Source organism: Pseudomonas sp. 13B_3.2_Bac1, from assembly GCF_025466205.1.
GTDB lineage: Bacteria > Pseudomonadota > Gammaproteobacteria > Pseudomonadales > Pseudomonadaceae > Aquipseudomonas > Aquipseudomonas fluorescens_H.
Genome location: NZ_JANLOG010000070.1, coordinates 19,188 through 45,347, shown reverse-complemented (window position 1 = coordinate 45,347; position 26,160 = coordinate 19,188). Strand labels below are relative to the sequence as shown.

Here is a 26,160-nt window from a genome sequence, read left to right as displayed (position 1 = left end):
TAGGAGCTGCCGAAGGCTGCGATCTTTTGATTTTGCTTTTTAAAAACAAGATCAAAAGATCGCAGCGTGCCGCAGCTCCTACAGGGGATTTGTGGGGTCAGAAAATCTGGGTGAACAGCCAGTACAGGCTGCCCGACAGCAGAATCGCCGCCGGCAAGGTCAGCACCCACGCCATCAGCAGGTTGCGGATGGTCTTCATCTGCAGCCCGCCGCCATTGGCAACCATGGTCCCGGCCACACCCGATGACAACACGTGAGTGGTCGACACCGGCAAACCGAACATGTCCGCCGCGCCGATGGTCAGCATCGCCACGGTTTCCGCCGAGGCGCCTTGGGCGTAGGTCAGGTGAGTCTTGCCGATCTTCTCGCCGACCGTCACCACAATGCGTTTCCAGCCGACCATGGTGCCGAGGCCCAGGGCGATGGCCACGGCGATCTTCACCCACAACGGAATGAAGCGCGTGGCGTTGTCGATCTGCTGCTTGAACAGCTGCAGTTTGTCAGTGGTGTCGGCGTCGAAGTTGCCGACCTTGTTCTTGTCCATCAGGCGGATGCTTTCGCTGGCCAGGTACATGTCATTACGCACGTTGCCCATGGCTTCGGCCGGGACTTTCGACAGCGAGCCATAACCTTTCACCTCTTCGCCAATGTGCCCGGTGAGGGCGGCGAGGGCGGGGATCAGTTGCGGGGTGGCTTGCTTGCTGCGCACGTAATCGGACAGCACCGGGCGCGGATCGACCGGGGCTGGCAGCGGGGTATTTTTCACCAGCGCTTGCTGGGTGACTTCGGCGACGGCAGCGAACTGCAACGCCTGATCGGCCGGCATGGTGCGGTTCAAGGCGTAGGCCATCGGCAAGGTGCCGACCAGAATCAGCATGATCAGGCCCATGCCTTTCTGCCCGTCGTTGGAGCCGTGGGCGAACGACACGCCGGTGCAGGTGGCGATCAGCAAACCGCGAATCCACCACGGTGGCGGGTTGTTGCCTTCCGGCGCCTTATACAGCGCGCGATTCTTGATGAAGGCGCGCATGGCCAGCAGCAACAGCGCCGCGCAGCCGAAGCCCACCAACGGCGACAGCAGCAGGGCGTAACCGATCTTGGTCGCCTGCGCCCAGTCCACGCCGCTGGTGCCGTCGCGCCCGTGCATCAAGGCATTGGCGACGCCGACGCCGATGATCGAGCCGATCAGTGTGTGGGAAGAGGAGGCCGGCAGGCCCAGCCACCAAGTGCCGAGGTTCCACAGGATCGCCGCGATCAACAGGGCGAAGATCATCGCGAAACCGGCGGACGAACCGACCTGCAGAATCAGCTCCACCGGCAGCAGGGCGATGATGCCGAACGCCACGGCGCCGCTGGACAGCAGCACCCCGAGGAAATTGAAGAACCCCGACCAGACCACCGCCACATTCGGCGGCAGCGAGTGGGTGTAAATCACTGTCGCCACCGCGTTGGCGGTGTCGTGGAAACCGTTGACGAACTCAAAGCCCAGCGCAATCAGCAGCGCCACGCCGAGCAGCAGAAACGGGGTCCAGGTGGTGACGGTAGTGCCCAGCTCATGCATGTCGTGCATCAGGCTGTAAGCGGTGAACAGCATCCCCATCGCGAGCACCGCGAAAAAGATCACGTAGGTGAACGGGCCGGTTTTCTTGTCGAGGGCTGGCCTGCCGCTGGGGGCAGAGGCCTGGCGGGCGGTCAGGGAGGGAGTAGCCATGAGCGGACAATCCTGAGCGAGGGAAGGAATGTCGGTCATGATCGTTGCTAAATATTACAGAGAGACTGCGACAGGTCAGTGTTTGGGTTTTTAGCTCCACCACTGATCTGAAGGCTGAAGCAGATCCCTGTGGGAGCGAGCTTGCTCGCGAAAGCGGTGTGTCATTCAACAATGATGGTGCCTGATATTCCGTTTTCGCGAGCAAGCTCGCTCCCACAGGGGAACTGTGCTGGACATCAAGTTTGGTGGTTAGTAATCCCCACGCTTGCGAAACGCCCAACGCCCGGCAATCGCGGTAAACGTCACCACCAGCGCCACCAGAATCCAGAACCCCTCCGGATCACCCGCCAGCGGCACGCCCCCCACGTTCATCCCGAAGAAACCGGCGATGATGTTGATCGGCAGCGCCAGCACCGTGACCACGGTCAGGGTGAACAGGGTGCGGTTGCTCTGTTCGTTGAGGTTGGCGGCGATTTCTTCCTGGAGCAATTTGATCCGCTCGCCGAGGGCGGTGAGGTCGTTGATGATCAGCGCGAACTCCTCGGTGGATTTGCGCAGCTCCTTGACGTCTTCCTTCTGCAGCCACGGCGGCGGACGGTTGAGCAGGCGCAGCAGCGAACCCGGCTCCAGCGCCAACAGGCGTTGCAGGCGCACCAGCACCCGGCGATTGGCGCCGAGTTCGGCGCGGTCGGTCGACAGGCGTGAGGAGAGCAATTCGTCCTCGACCTGATCGACGCTCATGCTGGTCTTGCGCACGATCTGCGTCAGCACTTCACCCTGATCGCGCAGCAAGTGCACCAGCAGTTCCGACGGCGAGCGAAAGCATTCGCCGGCCTTCACCGACGAACGCAATTTGTCCACCGAGTGCAGCGGTTGCAGGCGTGCGCTGACGATCAGTTTGCTGCGCACGCAAACCCACAGCGTCGACACGTCCGAGGAAACCATGCTGCTGAGGTTGAACACCACGTCGTTGACCACCGCCAGCAACGCCGAATCGACGTGTTCGATGCGCGTCGAGCGCGAGCCTTCGTGCAGCGCTTCGAAAAACTCTTCAGGCAATTGCAGATGACTTTTCATCCAGCGCTCGCAGGCGGCGTGCGCAAGATTGAGATGCAGCCAAAGGAATTCATCACTGTCGCTGTCGTCTTGCAGACAACGCAGGGCGGTCGCCGAGTCGACTTCGCGGCCACGTTCACCGGGACGAAAACGGAAGCCGTAAAGCAAACCGAACAAATCAGGATCGCGATGACTGATATCGAGGCTGTGATTCATGGAGGCTCGCTGCGAGGAGGGGACGCCGGTCGCGGAATGGCAGGTTCACTGAGCCGCATCATCGCAATCACGCATGACGCTTGTGTGACTGCAAAATGACAGTGATCGTGATCATTACCGGCAATCCTGTGGGAGGGGGCTTGCTCCCGAATGCGGATGATCATTGAGTGATGATGTGGATGACACGCCGCTTTCGCGAGCAAGCCCGCTCCCACCCTGTGCCATGGTCGATCACAGTCTCTTAATTCACCTACCAATGGTCGGAATTTCTTCAAGAAGCGCTCTGGTACGCCGATCACGCTTAGGTTACGTTGCGCGCGCTTGGCCATGAGCCAAGGCTCGCCGACACGGATGTCCGGCAAAATTCCACGCCTTACCGGGCGTGCCTCATCCCTGTCCTGAGTATCTCGCGATGCTGCAAAAATCCTTGAGAGCACAAATTCTCGCCCTGCTGGGCGGCAGCCTGCTGGCGATGCTGTTGATCGCACTGGCCTGCTTTCACTTCCTGTCCAACGGCGTGCAGAACTACAGCCAGTTGATCGCCGGCCCGTTGCACACCTCGCAACTGATCGACGAGGCCAACCTGCAATTCAAGGTGCAGGTGCAGGAATGGAAAAACGTCTTGCTGCGCGGCAAGCAACCGGCGGACCTGGCCAAGTACTGGGGCCAGTTCGAAGATCGTCAGCGCGATGTGCAGAACATTCTCGGTGAACTGGCCGGCCAGAAAGGCCTTGAGCCGGCGCTGAAAACCCGCATCGAACGTCTGCGTGAAGAGCACCGCCAACTCGGCAGCGCCTACCAGAAAGGCCGCGATGCCTACGTCGCTGCCGGTGCCGATCCAACGGCCGGCGACAGCGCCGTCAAAGGTGTGGACCGTGCCACCAGCGATCAGATGAGCGAACTGGTGGCCGAGTTGCGCAAACAGGGTGATGTGTTGTCGGCCAGCATCAGCGAAAGCGCCGACCGTACTGTGTTGCTGGGGATTCTGGTGATGCTCGGTTCCGGTCTGCTGATCGGTTTGCTGAGCCTGTGGCTGGTCAACCGCAACCTGATCGACCCGATCCGCAAGCTGATCGATTACGTCACCCAATTGAGCCGTGGGCGCCTCGCCGAGCGCGTCGCCAACGACCGTCAGGACGAGTTGGGCAACCTTGCCGCTGCGGCGAATACCCTGCGTGATTTTCTCGCCGAAACCTTCACCCAACTGCAACGCAGCGCCAGTGATCTGGACAGCGCCAGCGGCGAGCTGAACGCCATCGCTACAACCATGGCCGGCGGTACCAACGAGCAGTTCAACCGCACCGATCAGGTGGCCACGGCAATGAACGAAATGTCCGCCACCGCCCAGGAAGTCGCCCGGCATGCCGCCGATGCGGCGCGGGCTGCCGACGATGCCGACCAGTCTGCCCAGCAGGGTGAAAAGGTCATGCAGAGCACCATCCACAGCATCACCCGGATGCGTGGCGAAATCGCCAACACCGCAGAAGTGATCCGTCGTCTGGAAGCCGACAGCGGGCGCATCGGCAAGGTGCTGGAAGTGATCCGCGGCATCGCCGAGCAGACCAACCTGCTGGCGCTCAACGCGGCGATTGAAGCGGCACGGGCCGGCGAGGCCGGGCGTGGTTTTGCGGTGGTCGCCGACGAGGTGCGCAACCTGGCGCAGCGTACGGCGGAGTCGATCATCGAGATCAACCAGATCATTCAGAACGTGCAGACCGGTGCCGTGGACGCGGCGCAAGCGATCGAAAGCGGTCAGACGCGCAGCGACGAAAGTGTCGAGCAAGTGACCCAGGCCGGCGCCATGCTGGAGCGCATCACCCACGCCGTGGAAGCGATCCGCGACATGAACCGCCAGATTGCCACTGCTGCCGAAGAGCAAACCTCGGTGGCCGAAGACATCTCGCGCAACCTGACCGAGATCACCTCGATCGCCAGCACCAACCTCAACAGCGTGCAGCGCACCGAAAGCGCCAGCCAGAACCTGCATGGCCTGTCCGGGCAACTCAATGAAGTCACCGCGCGCCTGAGCGCCTGACGTCTGCCGACGTGTACCGGTTCGGTTACCGAGTCGGTACACAGTCGATCTCAAATCCGTGCGACTGCCGCCGATGGCCGGTTATCTATAACCGGCATTGGAGCCATCCCATGGTCAGCATCACCTCTGTTTCAATCAATCAGACCGTCACCACCGCCACCAGCAAAACCAAGATCAGCGACGCCAGTGACGACACCTCAACCAGTGCAACCAGCAGCGCGGGCGTCAGCGCCGATACCAGCAAAGTGGCGGCCGGCGGTGGCGCGGCTCCGGCGGGCGACAGCAGTTCCGACAGCAGCGGTGAGTCGGATTCGGTGAAAGAACTGCGCAAGCAGATCGCCGAGCTGCAAAAGCAATTGCAGGAACAGCAACAGGCGCTGCAAGCGGCTCAGGCCAAGCAGGAAGACGCTGATGCCAAGGCTGCCGACGTGGCCTCCGCCGAGTCGCAAATCTCCAGCACCTCGGCTTCGTTGCAGACGGCGACGGCGGCGTTGTTGCAGGCGTTGCAGGATTCCGGGTCGAGCAGCTCGGGTTCGCTGGTCAGCACTTCGGCCTGACAACTGCGAACCACTGCAGAACCAATGTGGGAGCGAGCTTGCTCGCGAAAGCGGTGTGCCAGTCGCCTCATGTGTGGCAGACACAACAGCTTCGCGAGCAAGCTCGCTCCCACAGGGATCCAAGGTGTGCTTTTCAGGCAGTGGGCAGGCTGAAGGTGAACAGCGTGCCGCTTTGGGCGGTGGACGCGACATGCAAGCGCCCGCCGTGGGACTGCGCGATCTGGCTGGCGATGTACAGACCCAGCCCGAGGCCGGCCTGGGGCGCGCTGCCGGCAGGGCGCGAGTAGGGGTGGAACAGGTGCGGCAGGACCGCATCGGGAATATGCCCCTGATTTTTCACCGCCAGCATCAACGCACCTTGCTCGACCTGAGCGATGACTTCGATATCCCCGATCGAGTCGCCATGGGCCACGGCATTGGCCAGCAGATTCGACAGCAGCTGGGCAATCCGTCCTCGGTCGCAGCGCACACCCTGCAAGTCGCCAATGGACGCACTGATCGTACGTCCGGGATGCACGTTGCGGATCTCCGTCACCACCTGCTGCACCGCTTCGGTCAGGTCCGTGCAGGGCTGGATATCCACCGGAATGCCTTTGCCCAAGCGCCCGCGAGCAAAGTCGAGTACGTCATCCACCAGCCGCGTCGCCCGTTGCGCACTGCCAAGGATATTACGCACCCGCACCTCGATGGCCGGTTCCGGGTGCTTGCGCAGGAGCATTTCGGCGCCGGCGCTGATGGCGAACAACGGGTTGCGCAAGTCATGGCCGAGCACGGCGATGAACTGTTCTCGCAGCTCGGCGGTTTCGCGCTCCTGCAACAGCGCTGTTTCGGTGCGTTGCGCGTTTTCTTCCGCTTCGATCTGCAACGCGAGCATCCGCGCGAAAGACTCCATGGTGCTCTGGATGGTACTGGACCTGAGGTGCGTCGGGATCGGATCGAGGGCGCAAATGGTGCCGAAGAACCGTCCGTCAGTGCGGAACACCGGCACCGAGATATAGCTCTCGAATTTGTACAGGCGCGGGGTGTGGTGATCACGGTAGAGCGGGTCTTCGCTGGCCTTGTCGATCACCACCGAGACATGTGACTGGCGGATCTCGTGGCACAGGGTGGTGACCACATCCAGTTCGCCGCCGACTTGCAGGCCGAATTCCAGTTGATCGAGCACCGCACACGTGGTCCACGAGTCCTCGGTGACCCGCGCCACGGCGGCAAAACGCATCCCGGTCAGTTCGCGGATCACCTGAAGGATGGCCGGCACCGCGCTAATGCGTCCGATGGTGGCGATGTCTGCTGCTTTGCTCTGCCCCATGCCATCGTTCCCGGCTGCATTGGTTGATTGATTGGGGGCCATACTAGCGGTCTGATGGCGGTTTTGGCATCCCTTCAGGCTGCATCCGCGTGATTTGCCGGCAAACGGACGCAAAAAAGCCGCACGATCGGTGATCGTGCGGCTTTCGGGTGGAGTTGTATCAGGTGTCTAGTTTGTTGCTCAGCACCTTGCCGGTGGTGGCATCGAAGTCGACGTCAAACTCTTTGCCATCGGCGGTTTTCAGCTCGACTTCGTATTCGTAACCGTTGAAGTGGTTATCCAGGTCGGTGTCGGTGATGGTCGCACCCGGGTGCAGTTTCAGCGCTTCGGCGTTCATCGACTCCAGCGACTTGATCTTGCCTTCCTTCACCAGTTGCGGGATCTGGTCGACGCGCACATCAGCCTGGGCCAGGCCAGCGGTCAGGGTCAGAGCAGCGGCGGTGAACAGGGCAGTCAAAGTTTTCATCGTTTCGTTCCTTGGGTATCGAATGGGGTTGATCTGTTTCAGTGGGGCCAGACTAACCAGCGCAACTTAATTCACCCTTAATTGGCCTTGTTCGATTGCGTCGTTTGTTCAATTGCCGTTCGCCGCGCGCTCGCATGCTGTGCCTTCGATCAACGGAGGTGCACATGAAACGCAAGGTTGCCGGGTTGTACGCGCCAGTGTTCTGGGGCGGATTCATCGGGTTCGGAGTTTGGGTGTCGGAAGTGTCGACGTTGTGCTTGTTGCCGCTGTTTGTCAGCGCGCTGCTCGTTTCGTTTGTTGCCGAATGGTCGCTGCCCTATGAGCCGGGCTGGAACCATCCGGCCGGTGACCGGCGCCGCGACATCCTGCACGCATTAGTCAACGAAGCACTGAATGCACTGGGCCTGCTGGCATTGCCGGGCCTGGTAACGCTTTTTGCGATTGACGGCGCATGGCCGCGGGAGTGGCCGTTATGGCTGCAGCTGGCGCTGGCGATATTCATTGCCGACGCCGGGATCAGCCTGATGCATTACGCCAGCCACCGCGTGGCGTGGCTATGGCGGCTGCACGCGGTGCATCACAGTGTCGAGCGACTGTATGGTTTCAACGGTTTGATGAAACATCCGCTGCATCAACTGCTGGAAGCGACGTCGGGGCTGCTGCCGTTGCTGGTGCTGGGCATTCCCTCGCAGGTCGCGGCGTTACTGGCGTTTGCCATTGCCATTCAACTGCTCTTGCAGCACTCGAATGTCGATATCCGCATGGGGCCACTGCGCTGGATTTTCGCCTGGGCGCCGCTGCACCGCTTTCATCACATGAAGTACGGGCGTGCCGGGGACGTCAATTTCGGGCTGTTTTTTACGCTGTGGGACTGGCTGTTGGGCACCGGTTTCTACACCCCGGACTATCAGATCCGCCAGGGTGATCTGGGAATCGGCAGTCGCCCGGATTTTCCCCGTGACTACGCCGCGCAATTGCTTGATCCGTTCGCGACGGTCACGTTGAGTCGCGAGTCAGTGGTGCCGCCAGCGCTGCGCCGTTGAATCAGTCCAGCAGCTGCAAATCGATACGCCGCAACGCCTGACACGCGGTGACGCCGAAGAGTTTTTTCACGCTGCGCGAGAAGTGCGCCGAATCGGCAAACCCCGCCGAATGTGCCGCAGCGGTCACTGGGCTGCCCAGCAGAATCGCCGCCATCGCCAGGCGCAAGCGGCGCCACAGCACCAGTCGGCGCACCGGCAGACCAACCTGACTGACGAACAGCCGCTGCAACTGACTCAGCGACACATGTGCAGCGTCAGCCACGGCGCGCGCCGCGACTTTGTCGATCAGCGAAGCATCGATGGCAGCCAGTGCGCGTTCGATGCGTGGATCGCTCAGCGAGCGGCGCGGACATTGGCGTATCGCGCGATCAAGTGCGGGCAGCGACAGTTCGGCGGCAGACAGTCGATCGACAAGCGTCTGCGCATCAAACAGCAGCGGTTCGGCGTAAACGGTAAACAGCGGATCCGGCGCGTCGACTATCGCGTGGCGCACATTGGAAGCAATCAGCAGCGGGGAGGCGGTGACAGGCGTGCCGTCCAGCAGCACGGTGGCCGGGCGCTCGGGAGCGAGGATGATCTGGTGGGCGTAGTGGGAATGGGGCGCGGTGCGCCCCGACACTCCGTGGATCAGGCCATAGTCGTGCCCCAGCCAGAGGCGGCCTGTCCACTCGGTGTGCGTGTTCACTCAGAACCCGTTGTTCTTCAACACCTGATCAACACTGGCCGCCGCCGGGCGCTTGTAGAACTTCAACAGTTCGCTGGCGCGGTTGGTGAAGATGCCGTCGACACCCGCCGCCATGACTTTCTCGAAGTCCACCGGCTCATCAACGGTGTAGACGTGCACCAGCATGCCCTGATCGTGGGTGTATTGGTTCATCCACGGTTGCACCAGATCCGAATAGCTCTGGTCGCCGCCCTTGGTCAGCTTGGCCGAAGGGCCGGTGCCGATGGCGCCCTGCGACTTGGCGAAATCCACCCATTGTTTGAATTCGGCTTCGGACTTCGGCTCTTGCTTGCCGTAGAACACGTTCTTGTCCTTCTCGCCGGACTCGGCAAAGGTCACTTTCGACTTCGGCTCGATGCTGCCTTCGCCAACCCACAGCAGGAGGATTTTCGGCACTTGCGGCATTTCCTTTTGCAGCAGTTCGAGGCTGTTTTTCTCGAAGGTCTGCAGGATCACCTTGCCTTTGCCCTGGCCGACGCCGAGTTCGCTCTTGGCCAGTTTCGAACCGGCCGGGCTCAGCCAGCCGCGATCCTGCAGCTTCTCTTTGAGGTCATGCTCGATGCCGGGAAACAGCTGCGGCTCCTTGGTCTCGATGTACAGGCCCGGCTTGTGCTGCGGGTTGGCCTGGGCGATGTCGATGATTTCGTCGAGGGTCAGGATCTTCAGGCCGGCGTAGGTCGGACGCGCGCGATCCGGGTAGGCCTTGTTGTACCAGCTGCCGGCGTCGAGGGTTTTCAGTTCGGCCATGGTGAAGGCATTGGCCGGGCTGTCTTTGCGCTCAGGGAACTTGCTGGCGACATCCGTGGTGCGTTGCAGGTTGTTGTCGTGCAGCGCGAACAGCACGCCGTCCTTGCTGCGTTGCAGGTCCATTTCCAGGTAATCGGCGCCAAGGTCGCGGGCCAGTTTGTAGGACGCGGCGGTGGACTCCGGTGCATCGAAGGATGCGCCACGGTGGGCGATCACGGCTGGATGCGGGATGCCATGGGCGGCGGCCAGCGCGTCGATGTTGGTCTGGGCGGCGGCGTGGGCCTGGCCGAAACCGAGCATCAGGCTCAGCATGAGAGCGCTTTTGGTGAAAGTGGCGGGCATGTTCGAGTTCCTTTCGCAGGGCATTTTCAAAGACGTACCTTTTAACAACTGAATCGATTGCGTGCTATCGCCAGACCGACATAAACGTATTAAAAGCGATTTTTCCTGCACTTTTGTGGCGCGGTTTACAGTACGCTTGCCCGTGGCAGACGCCCCGGCAGAGGGCGCGCCGAGTCTGTTGCCCTGCGTGTAAACCATCGATGATTTTTCGTGAGGTTTACCATGCGCATCACTTCCCAACTCATCTGTCAGGCCGCCGATGACCTCAAGGGTTTCGTCGGCCTCAACCGCAAGACCGGCCAGTACATCGTGCGTTTCAGCGAGGATTCGTTCGGCATGGACGTCGCCAATGACGGCATCATTCCCACCAGCGAATTTGTCTGGGCGGCGGCTTCTGATACAACCATGACCCTGAAACGCGAGCTGATCCAGTTGTTGCTGGATCAGAACATTGATGACCGGATCAACATCACCGAGCCGTTGCGGGTGTACATGAGCAAGGTTGAGGTGCCGGAGATTGTGGCGGTGCGCAGTCTGGTGAAAGGCTGAAGTTTTTGTAGTGGCTGTTGCGGCCTCTTCGCGAGCAAGCCCGCTCCCACATTGGATCTGTGGCGTTCACAAATTCCTGTGGGGGCTGGCTTGCCAGCGATGAGGCCAGTGAGAACACAACCAAATTCAAAGCCCGAACGCTGTACCTGTGGGAGCGGGCTTGCTCGCGAAGAGGCCAGTCAGCACGCCGCCATCGTCACTGCCCAAACCGGTATTCCCGCTCCACCCGACACACCCGCGTCTGAAACTTGGAATACCACTGCGCCCGCCCACGCGCCTGAATCACCCGGTGCTCGGGATGCTCGCGCCAGGCCAGAATCGCCGCCTCGCTCTGCCAGTACGAAATGGTGATCCCGACCCCGTCCTCCCCGCGAATCGAATCAATGCCGAGAAACCCCGGTTGCTCGCTGACCAGTTCCATCATGCGCTCGGACGCCGCGGCGTAACCGTTGTCACCCTCGGTGCGGGTCGAGGTGAATATCACTGCGAAACAGGTTTCGTCCGGCTTCATGGGCGCAGCTCCACGCACGCTTCGACGAACGCCCGCACCAGCGGCGGAACCTGGCCCTTGAGCGCCGCACGTTCCGGTTGAAACAGCGTGGCGACAAAAAACACATGGTCTTTCAATTCGATCGCCCGCAAGTCACCCGCCGAATCGTGCCCCACGGCGTGTAGCTGATGAGTCAGCAATTCTCTTTCGAACTGCGGATTCACACTGTAGCGACAGCGATAGCCTTCATGAATCTCCGACGTTTCGTACGCCTTGGCAATCAACGAGCCGGCGACCAGATGAATGCTGTCCACCGCTTCCACCAATGAACAGGTCAATGGCGTGAGCACCGCTCGCTGCGAGTCCGGCGACGTTTCACCATGCTCGGCATCGGCCCAGCCCAGCACGTTGCGGGAAAATTCCAGCACCGCATGCTGAAAACCGCCGCAGGTGCCGAGGAAAGGGCGCTGTTGTTCGCGGGCAAAACGGATGGCCCTGAGTGCGCCAGCTTCACTCTTGTAGGGACTGGCCGGGACGCACCAGAAACCGTCGAAGTTTTGCAGCGGAGTATCGGCGTGGATCTGCTCGGTGGGCAGCCATTCGAATTGCACATCGCGGCCGCTCTGCTCGGCGATCAGGCCGAGGGCAACGGGGATCGCCTGGTGGGCGGTGACTTGGGGATCGTGATCGCCGATCAGGGCGATGGAAATGGCGTCCATGGGCTTTCCTTGATTTGAGTGAGTGATGAATCTCTGTGTGCAGTTGTCGATCACCGGGGCTCACTATAGATTGGCGTTCACGCACTCAATATTGGCGTTTCCCCAAGTGATCAATGCAGCGACGCACTATCGGCTCGACTACCCGGATCTGGCGCTGATCCTCGCTTTGGTGCGTGGCGGCTCTCTGGCCCGGGCGTCGCAGTTGCTCAGGGTCGATGTGTCGACGGTGTTTCGCGCGGTGCGTCGTCTGGAGTCAGCGCTGGGTCAGCAATTGTTCGAAAAGAGCCGCGCCGGTTACTTGCCAACCACCCTCGCGCAGACTTTGGCCGAGCAGGCCGAACGCGCCGAGCAGGCACTGGAAGCGGCGCGGATCGGTGTGGAGCAGGGCGGCGAAGTGGTCAGCGGCACGGTGCGCCTGACCTGTACCGATTCGGTGCTGCAAGGTCTGCTGCTACCGGCGTTGGCGCAGTTCATGCCGAACTATCCGGCGCTGACCATCGAGCTGAGCACCACCAACGATTTCGCCAACCTCAGCCGCCGCGATGCCGACATCGCCCTGCGCCTGACGCGTACGCCGCCGGAGCACCTGGTCGGACGGCAATTGGCGAAGGTTTCCTACCGGGTCTGCGCCAGTGCGCGTTACCTGCAAAACGTCGATGCGACGGATCTGGCGGCGCTGACCTGGATTGCTCCGGACGAGTTTTTGCCCGATCACCCGACCGTCGCCTGGCGGCGCCAACAGTTGCCCGGCGTGATCCCGAGTTATCGCTGCAACAGCATGCTTTCGGTCACTGAACTGGTGCGTGCCGGGCTGGGCGTGGCGGCGTTGCCGGACTTTCTGATGACCGAGGGTTTACAGGCCTTGAGCGAACCGCTGCACGGTTATGACACCGCGCTGTGGTTGCTCACCCGCCCGGACTGCCGGGCGTTGCGCTCGGTGGTCACGCTGTTCGATGAACTCGGGCGGGCGCTGCGACTGGCGTGATCAGGGCTGGCGAGTCTGGCAAATGTGTTCGTGCAACTCGCGGGTCAAACCCTCAATGCGTTCGGTCAGGCTTTTGGTCATTTTGGTGAGCTGGGTGTTCTGCTCCAACAGCTCGAGCAGTTGCGCGGTGGTCTTCGCCGCCTGCGCCTGGCGTTCGGTGTTGGCCTCCGCCAGCGCTTCGCGGTGCTGTGCATCGGCATCCGCTTGCGCCTTGTCGCGCGCGGCCTGACGGGTTTGTGCCAGCAGGATCAACGGTGCGGCATAAGCCGATTGCAGGCTGAACGCGAGGTTCAGAAGAATGAACGGGTAAACGTCGAAGGTGGTGACGCCCGTCACGTTGAGTACAACCCATAACAGCACGATCAGGGTTTGCGCGCCCAGAAACGTCGGCGTGCCGAAAAATCGCGCGAACGCCTCGGCGCGCAGGGCGAACTTGTCGTTGCCGAAAGTGGTGTTCAAGTGCGCGTGAGTGCGGTGGAAACGCAGGTGATCGACTGGGGCAGCAGCGGGCGTGTCAGGTTTTTCTGTGGTCATGATGGGCTCGGCAGGATTTGGGACTGAAGATCACTATAGCCCTGCATCAAGGCTGACGGCCCCTTCGCGAGCAAGCCCGCTCCCACCTTGGAACGCATTTCCCTGTGGGAGCGGGCTTGCTCGCGAAGGCCGCGACTCGGTCCAAAGCCTCAGCACCGCGATCATCCCGGCGCCCGCTCATCGGCAAACATGCCCCACCCTGGAACGCATTTCCCTGTGGGAGCGGGCTTGCTCGCGAAGGCCGCGACTCGGTCTAAAGCCTCAGCACCGCGATCACCCCGGCGCCCGCTCATTGGCAAACATGCTCCCACCCTGGAATGCATTTCCCTGTGGGAGCGGGCTTGCTCGCGAAGGCCGCGACTCGGTCTAAAGACTCATCACCGCGATCACCCCGGCGCCCGCTCATTGGCAAACATGCTCCCACCCTGGAATGCATTTCCCTGTGGGAGCGGGCTTGCTCGCGAAGGCCGCGACTCGGTCTAAAGCCTCAGCACCGCGATCACCCCGGCGCCCGCTCATTGGCAAACATGCTCACCGCCTGCACCGCTTCACTGGCACCATCGCGAATCTGCAGAATCACGCTGCCGGCCTGATCCGCCAGTTCAACGCCTTGTGCTGCCCGCCCTCGGGTGCCTTCCATGCTTTTGATCGCCTGGCGGGTTTCGCTCTGGATCAAACCGATCATGTTGGAAATCTCCGCCGTCGAGCCGCTGGTGCGCGCCGCCAGTTGCCGCACCTCATCCGCCACCACCGCAAAGCCGCGGCCCTGATCCCCGGCGCGCGCCGCTTCAATGGCGGCATTGAGCGCCAGCAGGTTGGTCTGGTCGGCAATCGCGCGGATCGTGTTGACGATCGCCGTGATCTGCTCCGAACGTTCGCCGAGTTGCGCGATCAAGGTCGACGACTGCGCGATGTCGTCAGCGATCTCCCGCATTTCACCGGCCGCTTGCTGGATCACCTGGGTGCCTTGCTCGGCGACTTTCCGGGTTTCCACGGAGATGTGATAAGCCGCGCTGGCGCTGCGGGCATCCTGCTCATGTTGCTCGACGCGGGTGGTGACGTCCGTGGCGAATTTCACCACTTTGCACAGGCGCCCGGAGGCGTCGTACACCGGGTTGTAGTTGGCCTCGAGCCACACAGTCTGCCCGCGCTTGTCGACGCGCTCGAACTGACCCTGAAACAACTCACCCTGGTTCAGCCGCCGCCAGAAATCCTCGTAAGCGCTGCTGTTGACCAGCTCCGGTCGGCAGAACAAGCGGTGATGTTTACCCTTGAGTTCGGCGAGTGTGTAACCCATACGCGTCAGAAAATTCTGGTTCGCTGTGAGAATACTGCCGTCGAGGTTGAATTCGATCACCGCCATCGCCCGGTCGATTGCCTGAAGCTTGGCGTTGGCCTCGCTTTCCTGCTGCACCTTGGTCGTCACGTTCATGGCGAACTTGACCACTTTGACCACGCGCCCCGACGCATCCTTGATCGGGTTGTAGTTGGCTTCAAGCCAGATCGGCTGCCCCTTGCTGTCCACGCGCTCGAAGGTGCCGGACTGGAACTGGCCGTTTTTCAGGCGCGACCACAATTCGGTGTATTGCGCGCTACGGCCAAACTCCGGGGTGCAGAACAAGCGATGAGGCTGGCCGATCACCTGTTCGGCGCGGTAACCCATGGTTTTGAGGAAGTTGTCATTGGCCTTCAACACCACGCCATCGAGGTCGAACTCGATCACCGCCATGGAGCGGTTGATGGCTTCGAGCAGGCCATTCTGTTCGGTGATGGTGTGTTGAAGGTCGTTGAGAGCGGACTGATGGCGATTGAAAAACATGTGAGCAGTACCTGGAAGTAGGGAAAGACGAGGTTTGTGTCCCTGTTTCCGCGCTGGCAGAGCAAATGCCGGATGAACATTTGCCATTAACTGCAAAGTGCCAGCATCCAGGCTGACGCGCCAATCTTATACAAACTAATTAGTCTTGTACAAGAAAGTGCGCGCCAACATGTGTAGAGCTTTTTCAAAGGCTGAATTGGCTGGCGTCGTTTGAGCTCGGTCGACCCAGCGCCACGCTGATCGTGTTGCGCCCCGTGTGTTTGGCGGTGTACAGCGCCTTGTCGGCGTCATCCAGCCAGGCAATCGCATCGGTGTAGGAAGGCTGAAAGCGCGCCAGACCGATACTCAGGCTGACCCGCAATTCCGGCACATCGGGATGACGGTACTGGTGCAAGGCCAGGCGCAATTGTTCCATCCGCGCCTCGGCCTTGAGCAGTGGCTGGTCGGGCAGGATCACGCAGAACTCGTCGCCGCCATACCGGCCCGCCGGTTCACCTTCGGCCAGCAGTTTGAGTTCACGGGCCAGATGGCGCAGCACAGCGTCACCAATGATGTGCCCGTAGTTATCGTTGATGGTCTTGAAGTGATCGATGTCGATCAGCGCCAGAATGTCCGGGACGTGCTGCTGCTGGCAGCGCTCGAATTTGCTGTGCAGCAGATCTTTCCAGGCGCCGTGATTGAGCAGCCCGGTGAGGCTGTCGGTGCGGCTCAGGGCGCTCAACGCTCGTTTGTGCTGGGCGAGTTTGATCGCCAGTTGATAAGACACCATGCCCAGTGCCAATGGATAAAGGGTGAGCATCGGCAGGCAGGCCCAGACCTGGATCTGCGTCATGGTCAGGCTGAACTTGAAACCGAAAATTGCCCAGCCCAGCAGCACCCCGGCGAACTGGGCGAGTGCACCGAATACGAACAGGCGTCGGCCCCCGGCGGCGACATTGTTCATGGTCATCATCGACAGGATGGTCACGGTGGTCAGCGGGTTGAACTGAAAACACGCGGTCCAGAAGCCGCCGCACAACGAGTCGTACAACAGATTGCGACGTTCGGCGTGGTAGGGAAAGTTCGAGCGGGTCGAAACCTGAAAGGCCAGATGCGGCCAGATAAAACCGTTGAACACCAGCAGCGCCCATAGCCAGGCCGGCATGTGCAGCGGATACAGTGCTGCCGCGACGCTGAAAAAGCCGACGCCCAGACCGATGGCCCTGGGCAGATAGATGCGTCTGGCGAATGACAAGCCTTTGCCGCGTTGGTTTTCCATGATGTCCTGCGCCAGATTCATCCTGAAATACTTTGCAGTGTCTTTTTCAGGCTGACCGTTCGTCGGTCAAATGTCGGACATTGTCATTTATTCCAACGGGAATAATCAGTGTCCTTCCGAGCCATTTAATCGCGGTGGGTGCAGGAGAGGGGCGGTCTAGAGATGGTATCGCGCCAGAAACATCTCCATTGCCGACTCGGCCACGGCTTGTTGTGTTGCCGCATCCAGCGGCGCCTGGCCCATGGAAATCTGCGGCCAGAAACCAAACGACTTCAACAGCCCCTGCACCTGCTGCGCGGCGAACTCCGGATCAACGGCTTTGAGCCGACCATCCGCCTGAGCGGCGCGAATCCACACCGTCAAGCCTTCTTCCCGCTCGCCCATGCGCGCCACCATATCCTGCGCGCGCTCCGGAGAATGGATGGTGGCGGCAATCGCCACCCGCGCCAGACCGAGAAAATTGTCATCGGCCATCATCTGCAGTTTAGCCAACAACATCTGCTGCAGTTGCTCGCGCAGCGGCTGATCCGGGCGATAGGTCACGGCCTGTTCGGCAGTGATGCGTGCCCAGAGCTGGTTGAGAATTTCGGCGAACAGTTCTTCTTTGCTCGGGAAATGGTTGTACACCGTGCGCTTCGACACCCCGGCGGTGGCCGCGATCTTGTCCATGCTGGTGATCTCGAACCCGTTGGCACGGAATTCGGCAATCGCCGCCTGAATGATGGCTTCGCGTTTGCGGTCGGTGAGGCGCTTTGGAGCTGTCATAAGTACGCTTCGGCAGAGAAGGGGGGGAATTACACTTGGCAGTTTACTTGTCATCCGGTTTGATGCAACCTAGAAACTACACCGCCCAGTGTAATGTTGCGTTAATCCGCGCAACCTAAAAACCAGACAGTTCGGCTGATGCGTGCGTGCCTTGGCCATTTATCGTCCCACCGTGAAAAACCGTGAATTGCGCGGTTTTTCTGGAGTCTCTCAGTCATGGCCAACCCAGAATTCCCTGCGGATCAAACTTCCACGCCTGAAGCCTCTCGCCAGGATCAAGGACTGTTCCGTAACCATGCGCCGGTGCAACGCGAAGGCCTGCGCAAGATGCTGCGGATCATGTGGAACATGATCTTTCACAAGCCACGCGATACCCGTCCCGCCGCTGCGATCCCGGTGCACGCGCTGACGCGTGAAGACTTGCTGGCAGCCCCGAACCACAGCGTCTACCGCCTCGGACACTCGACCTTGCTGCTGAAGCTGCGCGACAAATTCTGGATCACCGATCCGGTCTTCGCCGAGCGTGCCTCGCCAGTGCAATGGGCCGGCCCGAAACGCTTTCACCAGCCGCCGATCAGCATCGACCAGTTGCCGCCGATCGAAGCGGTGATCCTGTCGCACAACCACTACGACCACCTCGATTACCAGGCGGTACTGAAACTGGCGGCTAAAACCAATTACTTCCTGACCCCGCTGGGCGTCGGCGATACCCTGATCAAATGGGGCATCGACGCCAGCAAAGTCCGTCAATACGACTGGTGGCAGGGCACTGAAATTGCCGGCATCCGCTTCGTCGCCACCCCGTCGCAGCATTTCTCCGGCCGTGGCCTGTTCGACGGCAACAGCACCCTCTGGGCCTCGTGGGTGATGATCGACGGCGACACGCGGATCTTCTTCAGCGGCGACAGCGGCTACTTCGACGGCTTCAAACGGATCGGCGAACAGTACGGCCCATTCGACCTGACCCTGATGGAAACCGGCGCCTACAACGTCGAATGGCCGCACGTGCACATGCAACCCGAAGAAACCCTGCAAGCCCACATCGACCTCAAGGGCCGTTGGCTGTTTCCGATCCACAACGGCACCTTCGACCTGGCGATGCACGCTTGGCACGAACCGTTTGACCGGATTCTGTCACTGGCCTGGGAACGCAGTGTTGCGATCACCACGCCGCAAATGGGCGAGGCGTTCAACCTGATGCAGCCGCAGCGCGGGAGTGCGTGGTGGTTGGCGGTTGAAGGGGAGAGTGAGGGCGTGGTTCAGAACGCCTGATGAGTTAAAACCGGTTCGCCTCTATAGAGGCGAACCTTATTTTTCGAGATTGTTTTCCGACATCAAGTCCCCATAGCTCACCAATGTGGAAACGTTTATGTCGCGGAATTTCCCCCGGAGAATCTCTTCCAGACTTTCCGGATTCAAACCAAGTCTTTGAGCTACGTCGGCTTTGCTCATGGGAGCTGTTTCGATGAGTGCAGCTAATCGTGTGACATGCCGGACCTTATTTTGCATGTCACCCGCATCCACGCCTTCCAGATCCTTATAAACGCAACCTTTGCTTTCTTCGATTTCACTCAATTTCCGCGTCCTTATTCAGCCATCGCATAATCCCCACGCCCCACTGCTTCCGATGGCGCGCCCATACTCGCACTGCGACCCGGCGCAAACCCCGGAAAAAACACCAGCCCCTGCGCCTCAAACCGGTAAGCCAACGCCAGCCGCGCCGCATCCGCCACGTCCTGCTGCGCTTCAAACCGCTGAATATCGTCCACCGCAACCTGCGCCTCGCGCGACAGCTGTTCCACGCTCCAGCCCAGCATCGCTCGGGCCTGGACGCAGTGCGTCGGGGTGAACTGGAAAAGGGCAATGCGTTCGAGGATGTGGTTCATCGCAAGAGAGGCCATGGTGTGCTCCGGGCTCAAGAGTGCTGATTGAAAATGTACTGTGTTTTTGTACAGTTGTTTTCGGCCGGGATCAAACGCATTTTTTGATTTGCCCTAGTTCGCCGCCTCCAACCAGACGGACGGTGCCTGTCCGAGGATGCGCCGGAACATCGTCGAGAACGCCGCCGGGCTCTCATAACCGAAATCCAGGGCGATCCGCGTCACCGCTTCACCGGCCGCCAGACGGGCCAGTGCCAGCACCACGCAGGCCTGTTGCCGCCATTGGCTGAAGCTCAACCCGGTCTGCTGCCGAAACAGTCTGTTGAAGGTGCGCAAGCTTATGTGCAACTGCTCGGCCCAGTGTTGCGGCGACTGATGGGCGTTCGGCTGAAGCAGAAAGGTCTGACACAAAGCGAGCAGCTTTCCGTCAGTCGGCAGCGGAATATGCAAGGGCAGGGGCGCACTGCGCGCCAGTTCATGCAGCAGCAGCTCCATCAACACGCCGTCGCGTCCTTGGAGGTCATAAGTCAGCGGCACTTCCACGGCTTCCATCAACAAGTGCCGCATCAACGGTGAAACGCTGATCACCTGACAACGCTGGCCCAAATCCACCGCCCCCGGCTCGATGTACAAACTGCGCGTACTCACGCCGAGCATCAGCACTTCATGCGCCACTCCCGGCGGAATCCACACCGCCCGTTGCGGCGGCACTACCCAGTTGCCGTCATGAGTACGAACCTGCATCACCCCGGTCGCGCCGTACAGCAATTGCGCCCGCCGGTGCGTATGAAATGGCAACAGATGGCCGTGGGAATAATCCGTACCGATCGCCACCACCGGGCGCGGAGTGTCATCCAACTGACTGATCGAAATATTGCGCATCGAGGGCGTCCCGGTGATTGGCGTAAACGCAAACATTATTGGCTGAGTTGCTGAAGCAGGCCAAGCCGCGGCGCTCTATCGTCGACAGCTCGCCATCACCGGAAGACGCGCCATGTTCTACCTACTGCTGACTCTCCTCGGCTGCCTGACCGGCATCACCGCCGTCCTGTTCGGCTTCGGCGGCGGCTTCGTCGTCGTGCCGCTGCTCTACCGCATGCTCAGCGCCAGCCACGGCGTCGACGACCCCATCGGCCAATCGGCCATGCACATCGCCGTCGCCACTTCGACCTGCGTGATGATCGTCAACGCCCTGATGGCCACCGACAAACACCGCCGCGCCGGCAACCTGATCCGCCAATACCTGTGGCCGCTCGGCGGCTTCATCGCCCTCGGCGCGATCATCGGCGCGATAGCCGCGGTGTGGGCCAGCGGCGAAATCATTCGCTACGCCTTCATCGCCTACCTCGGCGTGACCATCATCGACTGCCTGCTCAGACGCGGCTTCCTCACCCGCAGCGAAGGCGTCATCCCACGCCGACTCCGCAGTACAGAAACATCCGGCGGCGGTGTAGGCATCGGCGCCATCGCCACGTTCCTCGGTGTAGGAGGAAGCGTCATGACCGTGCCGCTCCTGCGCCGCTGCGGACTGAGCATGTCCCAGGCCACGTCCATGGCGAACCCGTTGAGCGTGCCGGTGGCAGTGGCCGGAACGCTGACCTACATGGCACTGGCCGGTTTCAGTGAGACGGATCTGGGCGCGTGGTTTGTCGGGTATGTGGATTTGCTGGCGTTTGCGGTGCTGACGCTGGGGTCGTTGGTCGGGATTCGCTTGGCCACGCCGTGGATCGGGCGGATACCGGATCGGGTGCATGCTTGGGTGTATATCGGTCTGTTAATCGTCGTGATGCTGGGCATGCTGCTCAAGTAGAGCCTCGATTCCTGCGCGCATCCTCTGCATACTTCGCAGCCTCATTCATTCAGGGATCGATCCATGCTCAAGGGACTGCTGCGCCTGGCGCCATACGCTGCGGCGCTGTTCACACTGATTTCCACCACCAGCCATGCCGAAGATGGCCGGCGCGTGTTCACCGGTACGCTGGGCAAGATGCCGATTGTGGTGGAGCTCAACACCACGCAGCAGGACGAAGTCACCGGCCGCTACTTCTACGAGAAGTATCACCGCGACCTGGAACTCAGCGGCTCGCTGCAAGACAGCACATTGAATCTCGTTGAAGGCAACAACCGCTATGGCGACGACAAACCGCTGCCCACCCTGAAGTTGAAATCCACCGCCAATGGTTGGCAGGGCGAATGGCAAAACCCCAAGGGCAAGAAGCTGCCGGTGCAACTGACCGAAGCCAAACTTCCTGCGCCGAGCGCAACTACGCTGCCCTTTATTGCCACTTTGCCGAAGAGCGATCCCTACGAGTATTTGCGCTTACAGGGGCTCAAGCTCAAGCCGGAGAAGAAAGAAAACTTCATGGGCTACGACCTGCAATGGTGGACGGAGCCTGAGTCGAAGATATCGTTGTTCAGTGTCGAGTCTGGCTATACGAAAGAAGAGCAGCAGCGGATCAATAACCACTTGCTCGGACGGCTCTGGACTGAAGTCATCGACTATCACCGCTGCATGATGGATGGCGGGGAATACGCCGAGTTCGATCAAGGGGCTGCCCCTGAGTTTCTCTCGCCGGACGTGGTCAGCCTGGACATCTCCACCGGTTACAGCTGCGGCGGTGCCCACCCGGATTTCGGCAGTTCGCCAATCAACCTCGACGTCCACACCGGCGAATTGTTGAAACTCAAAGATGTACTGTGGATTGGTGAACCGAATAGCGCGGCCACCGAATACGATCAGCTGAAAGTCATGGCGCCGTGGCTGGTCAAACAGTTCACCACGCTCTATCCCGAAGAGATGAAGAAGCCCGCCGAAGATGACGGCAGTTGCGATTACTCCGATGAAAGTGTCTGGGGTTATTCCAACTGGCACTTCGCGCCGAAGGGGATTTACCTGGGCGCTTACTTCGCCCGTTACCAACGTAACTGCGACAACCCCGATTGGTCAGTGCTGCCGTACTCGCTGGTCAACCAGCATCGTGGCGCAGCCAAACTGCAATTGCCCAAAGGTTAACCGTCACGCCAACCCCGGCGCTTCCCGCACAATGAAGTGATCCAGGTTCTCAATGTTGGCACTGAACACCCCGAACGTCTGTTCGGGGTTCTTCTTGCTCGGCACCTGCTTCAACTCCGGCGTCACGCCATAGAAGAAACAGAACAACTCCTTGTCGCTGTCGATCGCGTGCTTGATCTCTTCCAGAAACGCCTTGCGCTTGCGGTAGTTGTCGATCAACTTCTTGCTCAAGTAAACGTTCACCGAATACGGCTTCTTCTTCGCCTCATCCGCCTGCTTGAACCAGACTTTCTGCTCGAAATCTATGCGAAAACTCTGGGTGTAATCCCTGATCTCCTTGATCTTGCCCCAGTAAATCAGCCCCTTGTTATCCGTCAGATACTCGATCTTCTTGAAGAACGAGCCATAAGGCGCCGTGTGGTCGCCGATCTTCAACGGCATACGCTTGAGCAATTCCTTGTCGGCGAAGTTCGACACAAAACACTCCACCGGATGCGCAAACACACTGGTCTTGTCCGGCGCCGTCTCACGCCCCGGCGACTCCCTGGAACTCACCTGCGCCACCCGCACCGGATCATCCCGCAACACATCCGCCGCATCCGCTGGCGCAATAGGCTTGCGCACATACTCACGCCGCGTCAGCAACAACTCCGACGGAAAATGCTCCTCCCGACCGTCATCCGATTCCGCCCCGTCCGCCTCCAGGCCCGACGCCGGCGTCTTCAGTCTGACATAAGGGCAATCCGACACATGCCGCGTGCTGGGCATGTTCTTGAAGTGCGGCGTGCGCACGTAATTCACATTCTTAGCGTTGAACGTCCCCAACAAGTTGGCCGCATCGAACGCCAAACGGCAGGCATCGTTGGGGCACTGGAAATGCTCCTTGGCGGAATCGAACTCCATGGTTTCGTCGAAATTCAAATCGCGCACGTCATAGATCGACAGCTTGTCGTCGAGGCTGAGGCAATAGGCGAGGTCGAATTTCATGGCAGGCTCGGTTCCTAGGTGTTGGGGTAGAGGCTAGAGTGCACGTTTTCCTTTTTATAGGATAGGTAGGGTGGAAGTGCTTTTTCACGATTTATTGTTGTGGTTTAATCTTCTGATTACTGGGTTGCTAAGTTTGGTGATGTTGGATGCTTAATTAAGAAAGGAGATGTAAGTGCGTTTTTTTCCAAGCAAAAAGCAATGGATTGGGTGGAGTCTGCCTAGTAAGTTAACAGCGGTGGGTTTTTATTTAACACTGTTGCCTATGGTTATAGGTGGGATGTCTTATGTTGCTGTAAAGGTGGAGAGGTATTTGTCAAGTCAAATCGGTATTGTTGATGTCGTGATGGTGGGAGATGATTTTAAGGACGTTTTTTCTAGCTTTAATTCGGATCGCAATATAGATGTATCTTATCCATACGTTAGTACGATAATTTCAAGTGGTTTTGTTGATAAGATTAATCGAGAGATTGAAAGTAATGTTTTGGATGCGATTCAAAGTAATTTGTTGGAATATCGGGTGCGTTATGAAACTGGTGTTTTGACGAAGAATCTAATTAGTTTGAAAGTTTATCAATACTATTATTACGATGGTGCGATGAACGGGAATGAGTCTGAGTTTTCTCTTAATTTTGATCCTGTTGCAGAGAGGTTTTTTGATTTTTTCGATGTTTTTGATGCAAGGCGAGATGCTTTAAATGAGCTTAAGAAGAAGATATCTAGGGAGATGAGTAAGATATGTGAGTATGGTGTATTTGATGATCGTTTTGAAAAAGCAAGTTATGTGCCTAGGTTTTTTATTAAAGAAAATGATGTTGAGTTTGTGTTTAGTGAGTATGAGGTTACGCCCGGGGTGTGCGGGAGCTTTGTAGTTAAGTTGCCCTATAAAGATATAGTTAATTACTTGAAGGTTGATGGCCCTTTAGGTCACTTAGCTCCTGCTTCAGGAGATTGGGAGGCAGGTGGGCACTTTGTTAATAGTGTTATGGAAGAACTAGAAAAGCTTAAATCCAAGTACTAGTTTGCTTTAATCTAAAAGCTCGGGGTTCTCAAAAAAATCAGTAACTGACGTCTTGTACATACGCATACATTTGTGGGGAGGGAATTTGCTTTCGCTGGGCTGCTCAGCAGCCCAAAACTCGACAAACGTGGTACATCAGACAGATCAAGTTGTTTGCTTGGCGAACTCTTAGCAGTCGAACGGGAACAAGATCCCTCGTCACAATTTTATTCAGCCCAATTACTCAGGCTTCAACCGCTCAACCTTCATATAAAGCGAAGCTGTGAATTCATCCCGATCACTTGCATGGTGACAGCGTCGATGACAATTCGGACATAGGGCCACGGCATTGCTCGGACGATCCGAACCTTCCTGCGCCAAATGTTTAACGTGATGGACCTCAAGAAACGGTCTGCCGTCTTTTTCAAACGGAGCTGGTTGGCCGCAGCCCTCACAGATACCTTTGGCCTCTTGACGAACCCATGCTCTCACCTCCGGATCGCGAACATAGGATTTTCCGCTTGTCTGAATTTGCTCTGGTTCCACAATCCCTTTCGGCTCACCCTTGAACTGCTGTTTCTCAAGTTTGACGGCGCGGCGCTCCAGTGTTGCCTCATCAGCCGTTGGAGCAAAATCTTCGGGCGTCAAAGTGCTTCGAGCGTTAAGTGCTTCACGAATACTGCGTTCAACATTTGCACCGACATTCTTGGCGGGTTTGTACCCCTCAATGCGATCTCTTCCGAGTTCGATTAACACGGTAGAGATGTTTTGCATCCGAAACTCAACCGAACCTTTGGTGCGGCCCGCTAAGGCACCCTTGCGCAGCACGCGATTCTCATGAGCCTTATTGACCTTCTGACCGCTTTGCTCGCGTGACAACATGCTGAGATAGGCATCGACCGCAGCCTGAATCTCCGCGTCACTCCAATCGCTGTTGCTCTTTCCAGTATCCATATAATCGCCGAGGGTTGAAAACCCTCGGACGATACTGAGTGGCCATCATGGCTGTCTACGAAAATTCCTACAAGAAATAGCGACGGATTTCGCGAGATCCTACAAACACCTCTCTAGCCCATCAGATGCTTCGACGGTTGAAACACTTGCGTAACCCTACGCCACCAAGGCTTTGGCACTGCAACCTGTCGTTGGGACTGATGGTTCCGCAGGTAAGGCATATCTCTTAGCCGGATCCAGCTCTCGTCCTGCCAATGCACCAAGCTCAACGACATCTCTGGCCAATTCAGCAAACTCGACATTGGCCGATCTGAACTTATCGAGTGTTCCGAGTCGCGTAACGTTGGCACCACCAGATGAGTAAGCCGTTCACGCAAAAGCCGATTTTCTGGGACGTAGTGATACATAAGCAGCGCATAGACGCCGGACTCGCTGATCATCAACAGCTTTTCAGGCTGCCGGTAATGATTAATCCACAGAAAACGGTATTGAACCTTGTCTAGCCTAGCGACCATGCGATCACTGAGCTGGACGCCCATTAAACGATCTATATCGCGTGCACTGGACCACGGTTCCTTTTCGGGAAGGAGGCTATGCAGATGAAGGTTATGGGGGGTAAATACTGTGGAATTGCGTGAGTCAGACATGATCAGCCTTCCGAACAGGAAGCATAATTTCAGCAGCAAAGCTGTAGGCGATTTGCTTCATGCCGAATGGAAATGCTCAGGATTATCTATTATGCCTACTTAATAGATTTCTTAGGACAAGGGCGTCGGGAGTTAAGAAACCCCAAATAGTAGGCCAGTCATATTTCCCTTGCGGGTCTTGTATTAGCCCACTTCCGTCATATCAGGGTTTCTTAAATCACAAGAAGTCTGTAGGCAAAGAGCCGCATCTTTCGGATGCGGTCAGGCCGCTACTTGAAGCATTTCTTAGGTGCTGTGTTGACGATTATGACTTAGCTATCTGTAGACACCGTTGATGTAGGATTAATCCTAAGTGTT

The 26,160-nt window shown here is 58.8% G+C and carries 26 protein-coding genes and 3 pseudogenes; 9 read left to right on the top strand and 20 right to left on the bottom strand.

The annotated features are described in order from the left end of the window. Positions 1–97: 97 nt before the first annotated feature. The 3 genes and pseudogenes from NTD85_RS10675 to NTD85_RS10670 all read right to left on the bottom strand — a co-directional run bounded on the left by NTD85_RS10675 (position 98) and on the right by NTD85_RS10670 (position 2,983). Positions 98–1,711 carry an inorganic phosphate transporter gene (locus tag NTD85_RS10675; RefSeq protein ID WP_003227350.1) on the bottom strand — a complete coding sequence of 538 codons (1,614 nt, stop codon included), beginning with the start codon at positions 1,709–1,711 and terminating at the stop codon, positions 98–100. 127 nt (positions 1,712–1,838) lie between these two features. Continuing rightward, positions 1,839–1,928 (bottom strand): annotated as a pseudogene (locus NTD85_RS27740) (metal ABC transporter ATP-binding protein); the annotation flags it as partial. 32 nt (positions 1,929–1,960) lie between these two features. Continuing rightward, positions 1,961–2,983, bottom strand: a complete 1,023-nt coding sequence (locus NTD85_RS10670) for a transporter (RefSeq protein ID WP_262142114.1) — start codon at positions 2,981–2,983, stop codon at positions 1,961–1,963. Between the two features lie 412 nt (positions 2,984–3,395). Between NTD85_RS10670 and NTD85_RS10665 the strand changes: the two genes are divergently transcribed. Together NTD85_RS10665 and NTD85_RS10660 are read left to right on the top strand one after the other, a co-directional pair. Beyond that, complete coding sequence (locus tag NTD85_RS10665) at positions 3,396–5,018, top strand: methyl-accepting chemotaxis protein (RefSeq protein WP_262142113.1); 1,623 nt, start codon at positions 3,396–3,398, stop codon at positions 5,016–5,018. 110 nt (positions 5,019–5,128) lie between these two features. Next, positions 5,129–5,575 (top strand): hypothetical protein, encoded by a 447-nt coding sequence (locus NTD85_RS10660; protein WP_003227342.1) that lies wholly within the window; start codon positions 5,129–5,131, stop codon positions 5,573–5,575. Positions 5,576–5,708: 133 nt separating this feature from the next. On the opposite strand, the gene NTD85_RS10655 is transcribed toward NTD85_RS10660, so the two are convergent. Then, positions 5,709–6,884: a GAF domain-containing sensor histidine kinase gene (locus tag NTD85_RS10655; RefSeq protein WP_262142112.1), complete on the bottom strand. Its 1,176-nt coding sequence runs from the start codon at positions 6,882–6,884 to the stop codon at positions 5,709–5,711. Between the two features lie 160 nt (positions 6,885–7,044). Continuing rightward, a complete protein-coding gene (locus tag NTD85_RS10650) occupies positions 7,045–7,350 on the bottom strand; it encodes a PepSY domain-containing protein (protein WP_262142111.1) in 306 nt (101 codons plus the stop codon). Between the two features lie 164 nt (positions 7,351–7,514). Between NTD85_RS10650 and NTD85_RS10645 the strand changes: the two genes are divergently transcribed. After that, complete coding sequence (locus tag NTD85_RS10645; RefSeq protein ID WP_262142110.1) at positions 7,515–8,393, top strand: sterol desaturase family protein; 879 nt, start codon at positions 7,515–7,517, stop codon at positions 8,391–8,393. 1 nt (position 8,394) lies between these two features. Here the strand turns inward: NTD85_RS10645 and NTD85_RS10640 are convergent, their stop codons facing one another. Beyond that, positions 8,395–9,078, bottom strand: a complete 684-nt coding sequence (locus tag NTD85_RS10640) for a helix-turn-helix domain-containing protein (RefSeq protein WP_003227335.1) — start codon at positions 9,076–9,078, stop codon at positions 8,395–8,397. Beyond that, a complete protein-coding gene (locus tag NTD85_RS10635) occupies positions 9,079–10,206 on the bottom strand; it encodes a glycerophosphodiester phosphodiesterase (protein WP_103520152.1) in 1,128 nt (375 codons plus the stop codon). Positions 10,207–10,428: 222 nt separating this feature from the next. Here NTD85_RS10635 and NTD85_RS10630 point away from each other — a divergent pair, with 222 nt between their 5' ends. Continuing rightward, the gene (locus NTD85_RS10630) at positions 10,429–10,755 is read left to right on the top strand and encodes a DUF2025 family protein (protein ID WP_262142109.1); all 327 of its coding nucleotides are present in this window, start codon (positions 10,429–10,431) and stop codon (positions 10,753–10,755) included. Positions 10,756–10,951: 196 nt separating this feature from the next. Here NTD85_RS10630 and NTD85_RS10625 read toward each other — a convergent pair whose 3' ends face one another. After that, positions 10,952–11,266: an antibiotic biosynthesis monooxygenase family protein gene (locus NTD85_RS10625; protein ID WP_262142108.1), complete on the bottom strand. Its 315-nt coding sequence runs from the start codon at positions 11,264–11,266 to the stop codon at positions 10,952–10,954. Then, a complete protein-coding gene (locus NTD85_RS10620; protein WP_262142107.1) occupies positions 11,263–11,964 on the bottom strand; it encodes a CTP synthase in 702 nt (233 codons plus the stop codon). Before NTD85_RS10620 ends, NTD85_RS10625 begins: the two co-directional genes overlap by 4 nt. Positions 11,965–12,007: 43 nt before the next feature. Here NTD85_RS10620 and NTD85_RS10615 point away from each other — a divergent pair, with 43 nt between their 5' ends. Next, positions 12,008–12,949 (top strand): LysR family transcriptional regulator, encoded by a 942-nt coding sequence (locus NTD85_RS10615; protein WP_103522550.1) that lies wholly within the window; start codon positions 12,008–12,010, stop codon positions 12,947–12,949. Here the strand turns inward: NTD85_RS10615 and NTD85_RS10610 are convergent, their stop codons facing one another. The 5 genes and pseudogenes from NTD85_RS10610 to NTD85_RS10595 all read right to left on the bottom strand — a co-directional run bounded on the left by NTD85_RS10610 (position 12,950) and on the right by NTD85_RS10595 (position 17,325). Next, positions 12,950–13,483, bottom strand: coding sequence for a DUF1003 domain-containing protein (locus tag NTD85_RS10610; RefSeq protein ID WP_262142106.1), 534 nt, complete (start codon positions 13,481–13,483; stop codon positions 12,950–12,952). Between the two features lie 499 nt (positions 13,484–13,982). Beyond that, positions 13,983–14,420: pseudogene (locus NTD85_RS27735) on the bottom strand (methyl-accepting chemotaxis protein); the annotation flags it as partial. A 108-nt stretch (positions 14,421–14,528) separates the two neighbouring features. Next, positions 14,529–15,212: pseudogene (locus NTD85_RS27730) on the bottom strand (PAS domain-containing protein); the annotation flags it as partial. A gap of 274 nt (positions 15,213–15,486) precedes the next feature. Continuing rightward, positions 15,487–16,560: a diguanylate cyclase gene (locus NTD85_RS10600; protein ID WP_262142149.1), complete on the bottom strand. Its 1,074-nt coding sequence runs from the start codon at positions 16,558–16,560 to the stop codon at positions 15,487–15,489. 156 nt (positions 16,561–16,716) lie between these two features. Next, positions 16,717–17,325, bottom strand: coding sequence for a TetR/AcrR family transcriptional regulator (locus NTD85_RS10595; RefSeq protein ID WP_103520091.1), 609 nt, complete (start codon positions 17,323–17,325; stop codon positions 16,717–16,719). 216 nt (positions 17,326–17,541) lie between these two features. Here NTD85_RS10595 and NTD85_RS10590 point away from each other — a divergent pair, with 216 nt between their 5' ends. Continuing rightward, entirely contained in the window at positions 17,542–18,597 is a 1,056-nt protein-coding gene (locus tag NTD85_RS10590; RefSeq protein ID WP_045122595.1) for an MBL fold metallo-hydrolase, read from the top strand. A gap of 36 nt (positions 18,598–18,633) precedes the next feature. Here NTD85_RS10590 and NTD85_RS10585 read toward each other — a convergent pair whose 3' ends face one another. The 3 genes from NTD85_RS10585 to NTD85_RS10575 form a co-directional block, all read right to left on the bottom strand. After that, positions 18,634–18,900 carry an XRE family transcriptional regulator gene (locus tag NTD85_RS10585; protein WP_201136803.1) on the bottom strand — a complete coding sequence of 89 codons (267 nt, stop codon included), beginning with the start codon at positions 18,898–18,900 and terminating at the stop codon, positions 18,634–18,636. An 11-nt stretch (positions 18,901–18,911) separates the two neighbouring features. Further along, positions 18,912–19,226, bottom strand: coding sequence for an XRE family transcriptional regulator (locus NTD85_RS10580; protein ID WP_123588732.1), 315 nt, complete (start codon positions 19,224–19,226; stop codon positions 18,912–18,914). Positions 19,227–19,319: 93 nt separating this feature from the next. After that, complete coding sequence (locus tag NTD85_RS10575) at positions 19,320–20,087, bottom strand: AraC family transcriptional regulator (RefSeq protein WP_262142104.1); 768 nt, start codon at positions 20,085–20,087, stop codon at positions 19,320–19,322. Between the two features lie 112 nt (positions 20,088–20,199). Between NTD85_RS10575 and NTD85_RS10570 the strand changes: the two genes are divergently transcribed. Both NTD85_RS10570 and NTD85_RS10565 read left to right on the top strand, forming a co-directional pair. Then, entirely contained in the window at positions 20,200–21,015 is an 816-nt protein-coding gene (locus tag NTD85_RS10570) for a sulfite exporter TauE/SafE family protein (protein WP_262142103.1), read from the top strand. 63 nt (positions 21,016–21,078) lie between these two features. Further along, positions 21,079–22,218 (top strand): hypothetical protein, encoded by a 1,140-nt coding sequence (locus NTD85_RS10565; protein ID WP_262142102.1) that lies wholly within the window; start codon positions 21,079–21,081, stop codon positions 22,216–22,218. A gap of 3 nt (positions 22,219–22,221) precedes the next feature. Here the strand turns inward: NTD85_RS10565 and NTD85_RS10560 are convergent, their stop codons facing one another. After that, positions 22,222–23,205 (bottom strand): hypothetical protein, encoded by a 984-nt coding sequence (locus NTD85_RS10560; RefSeq protein ID WP_262142101.1) that lies wholly within the window; start codon positions 23,203–23,205, stop codon positions 22,222–22,224. A gap of 172 nt (positions 23,206–23,377) precedes the next feature. Between NTD85_RS10560 and NTD85_RS10555 the strand changes: the two genes are divergently transcribed. After that, entirely contained in the window at positions 23,378–24,223 is an 846-nt protein-coding gene (locus NTD85_RS10555) for a DUF3298 and DUF4163 domain-containing protein (protein ID WP_262142100.1), read from the top strand. A gap of 219 nt (positions 24,224–24,442) precedes the next feature. Here the strand turns inward: NTD85_RS10555 and NTD85_RS10550 are convergent, their stop codons facing one another. Next, the gene (locus NTD85_RS10550) at positions 24,443–25,156 is read right to left on the bottom strand and encodes an HNH endonuclease signature motif containing protein (protein WP_262142099.1); all 714 of its coding nucleotides are present in this window, start codon (positions 25,154–25,156) and stop codon (positions 24,443–24,445) included. 113 nt (positions 25,157–25,269) lie between these two features. Continuing rightward, a complete protein-coding gene (locus NTD85_RS10545) occupies positions 25,270–25,803 on the bottom strand; it encodes a Bro-N domain-containing protein (protein WP_262142098.1) in 534 nt (177 codons plus the stop codon). Positions 25,804–26,160: the final 357 nt, after the last annotated feature.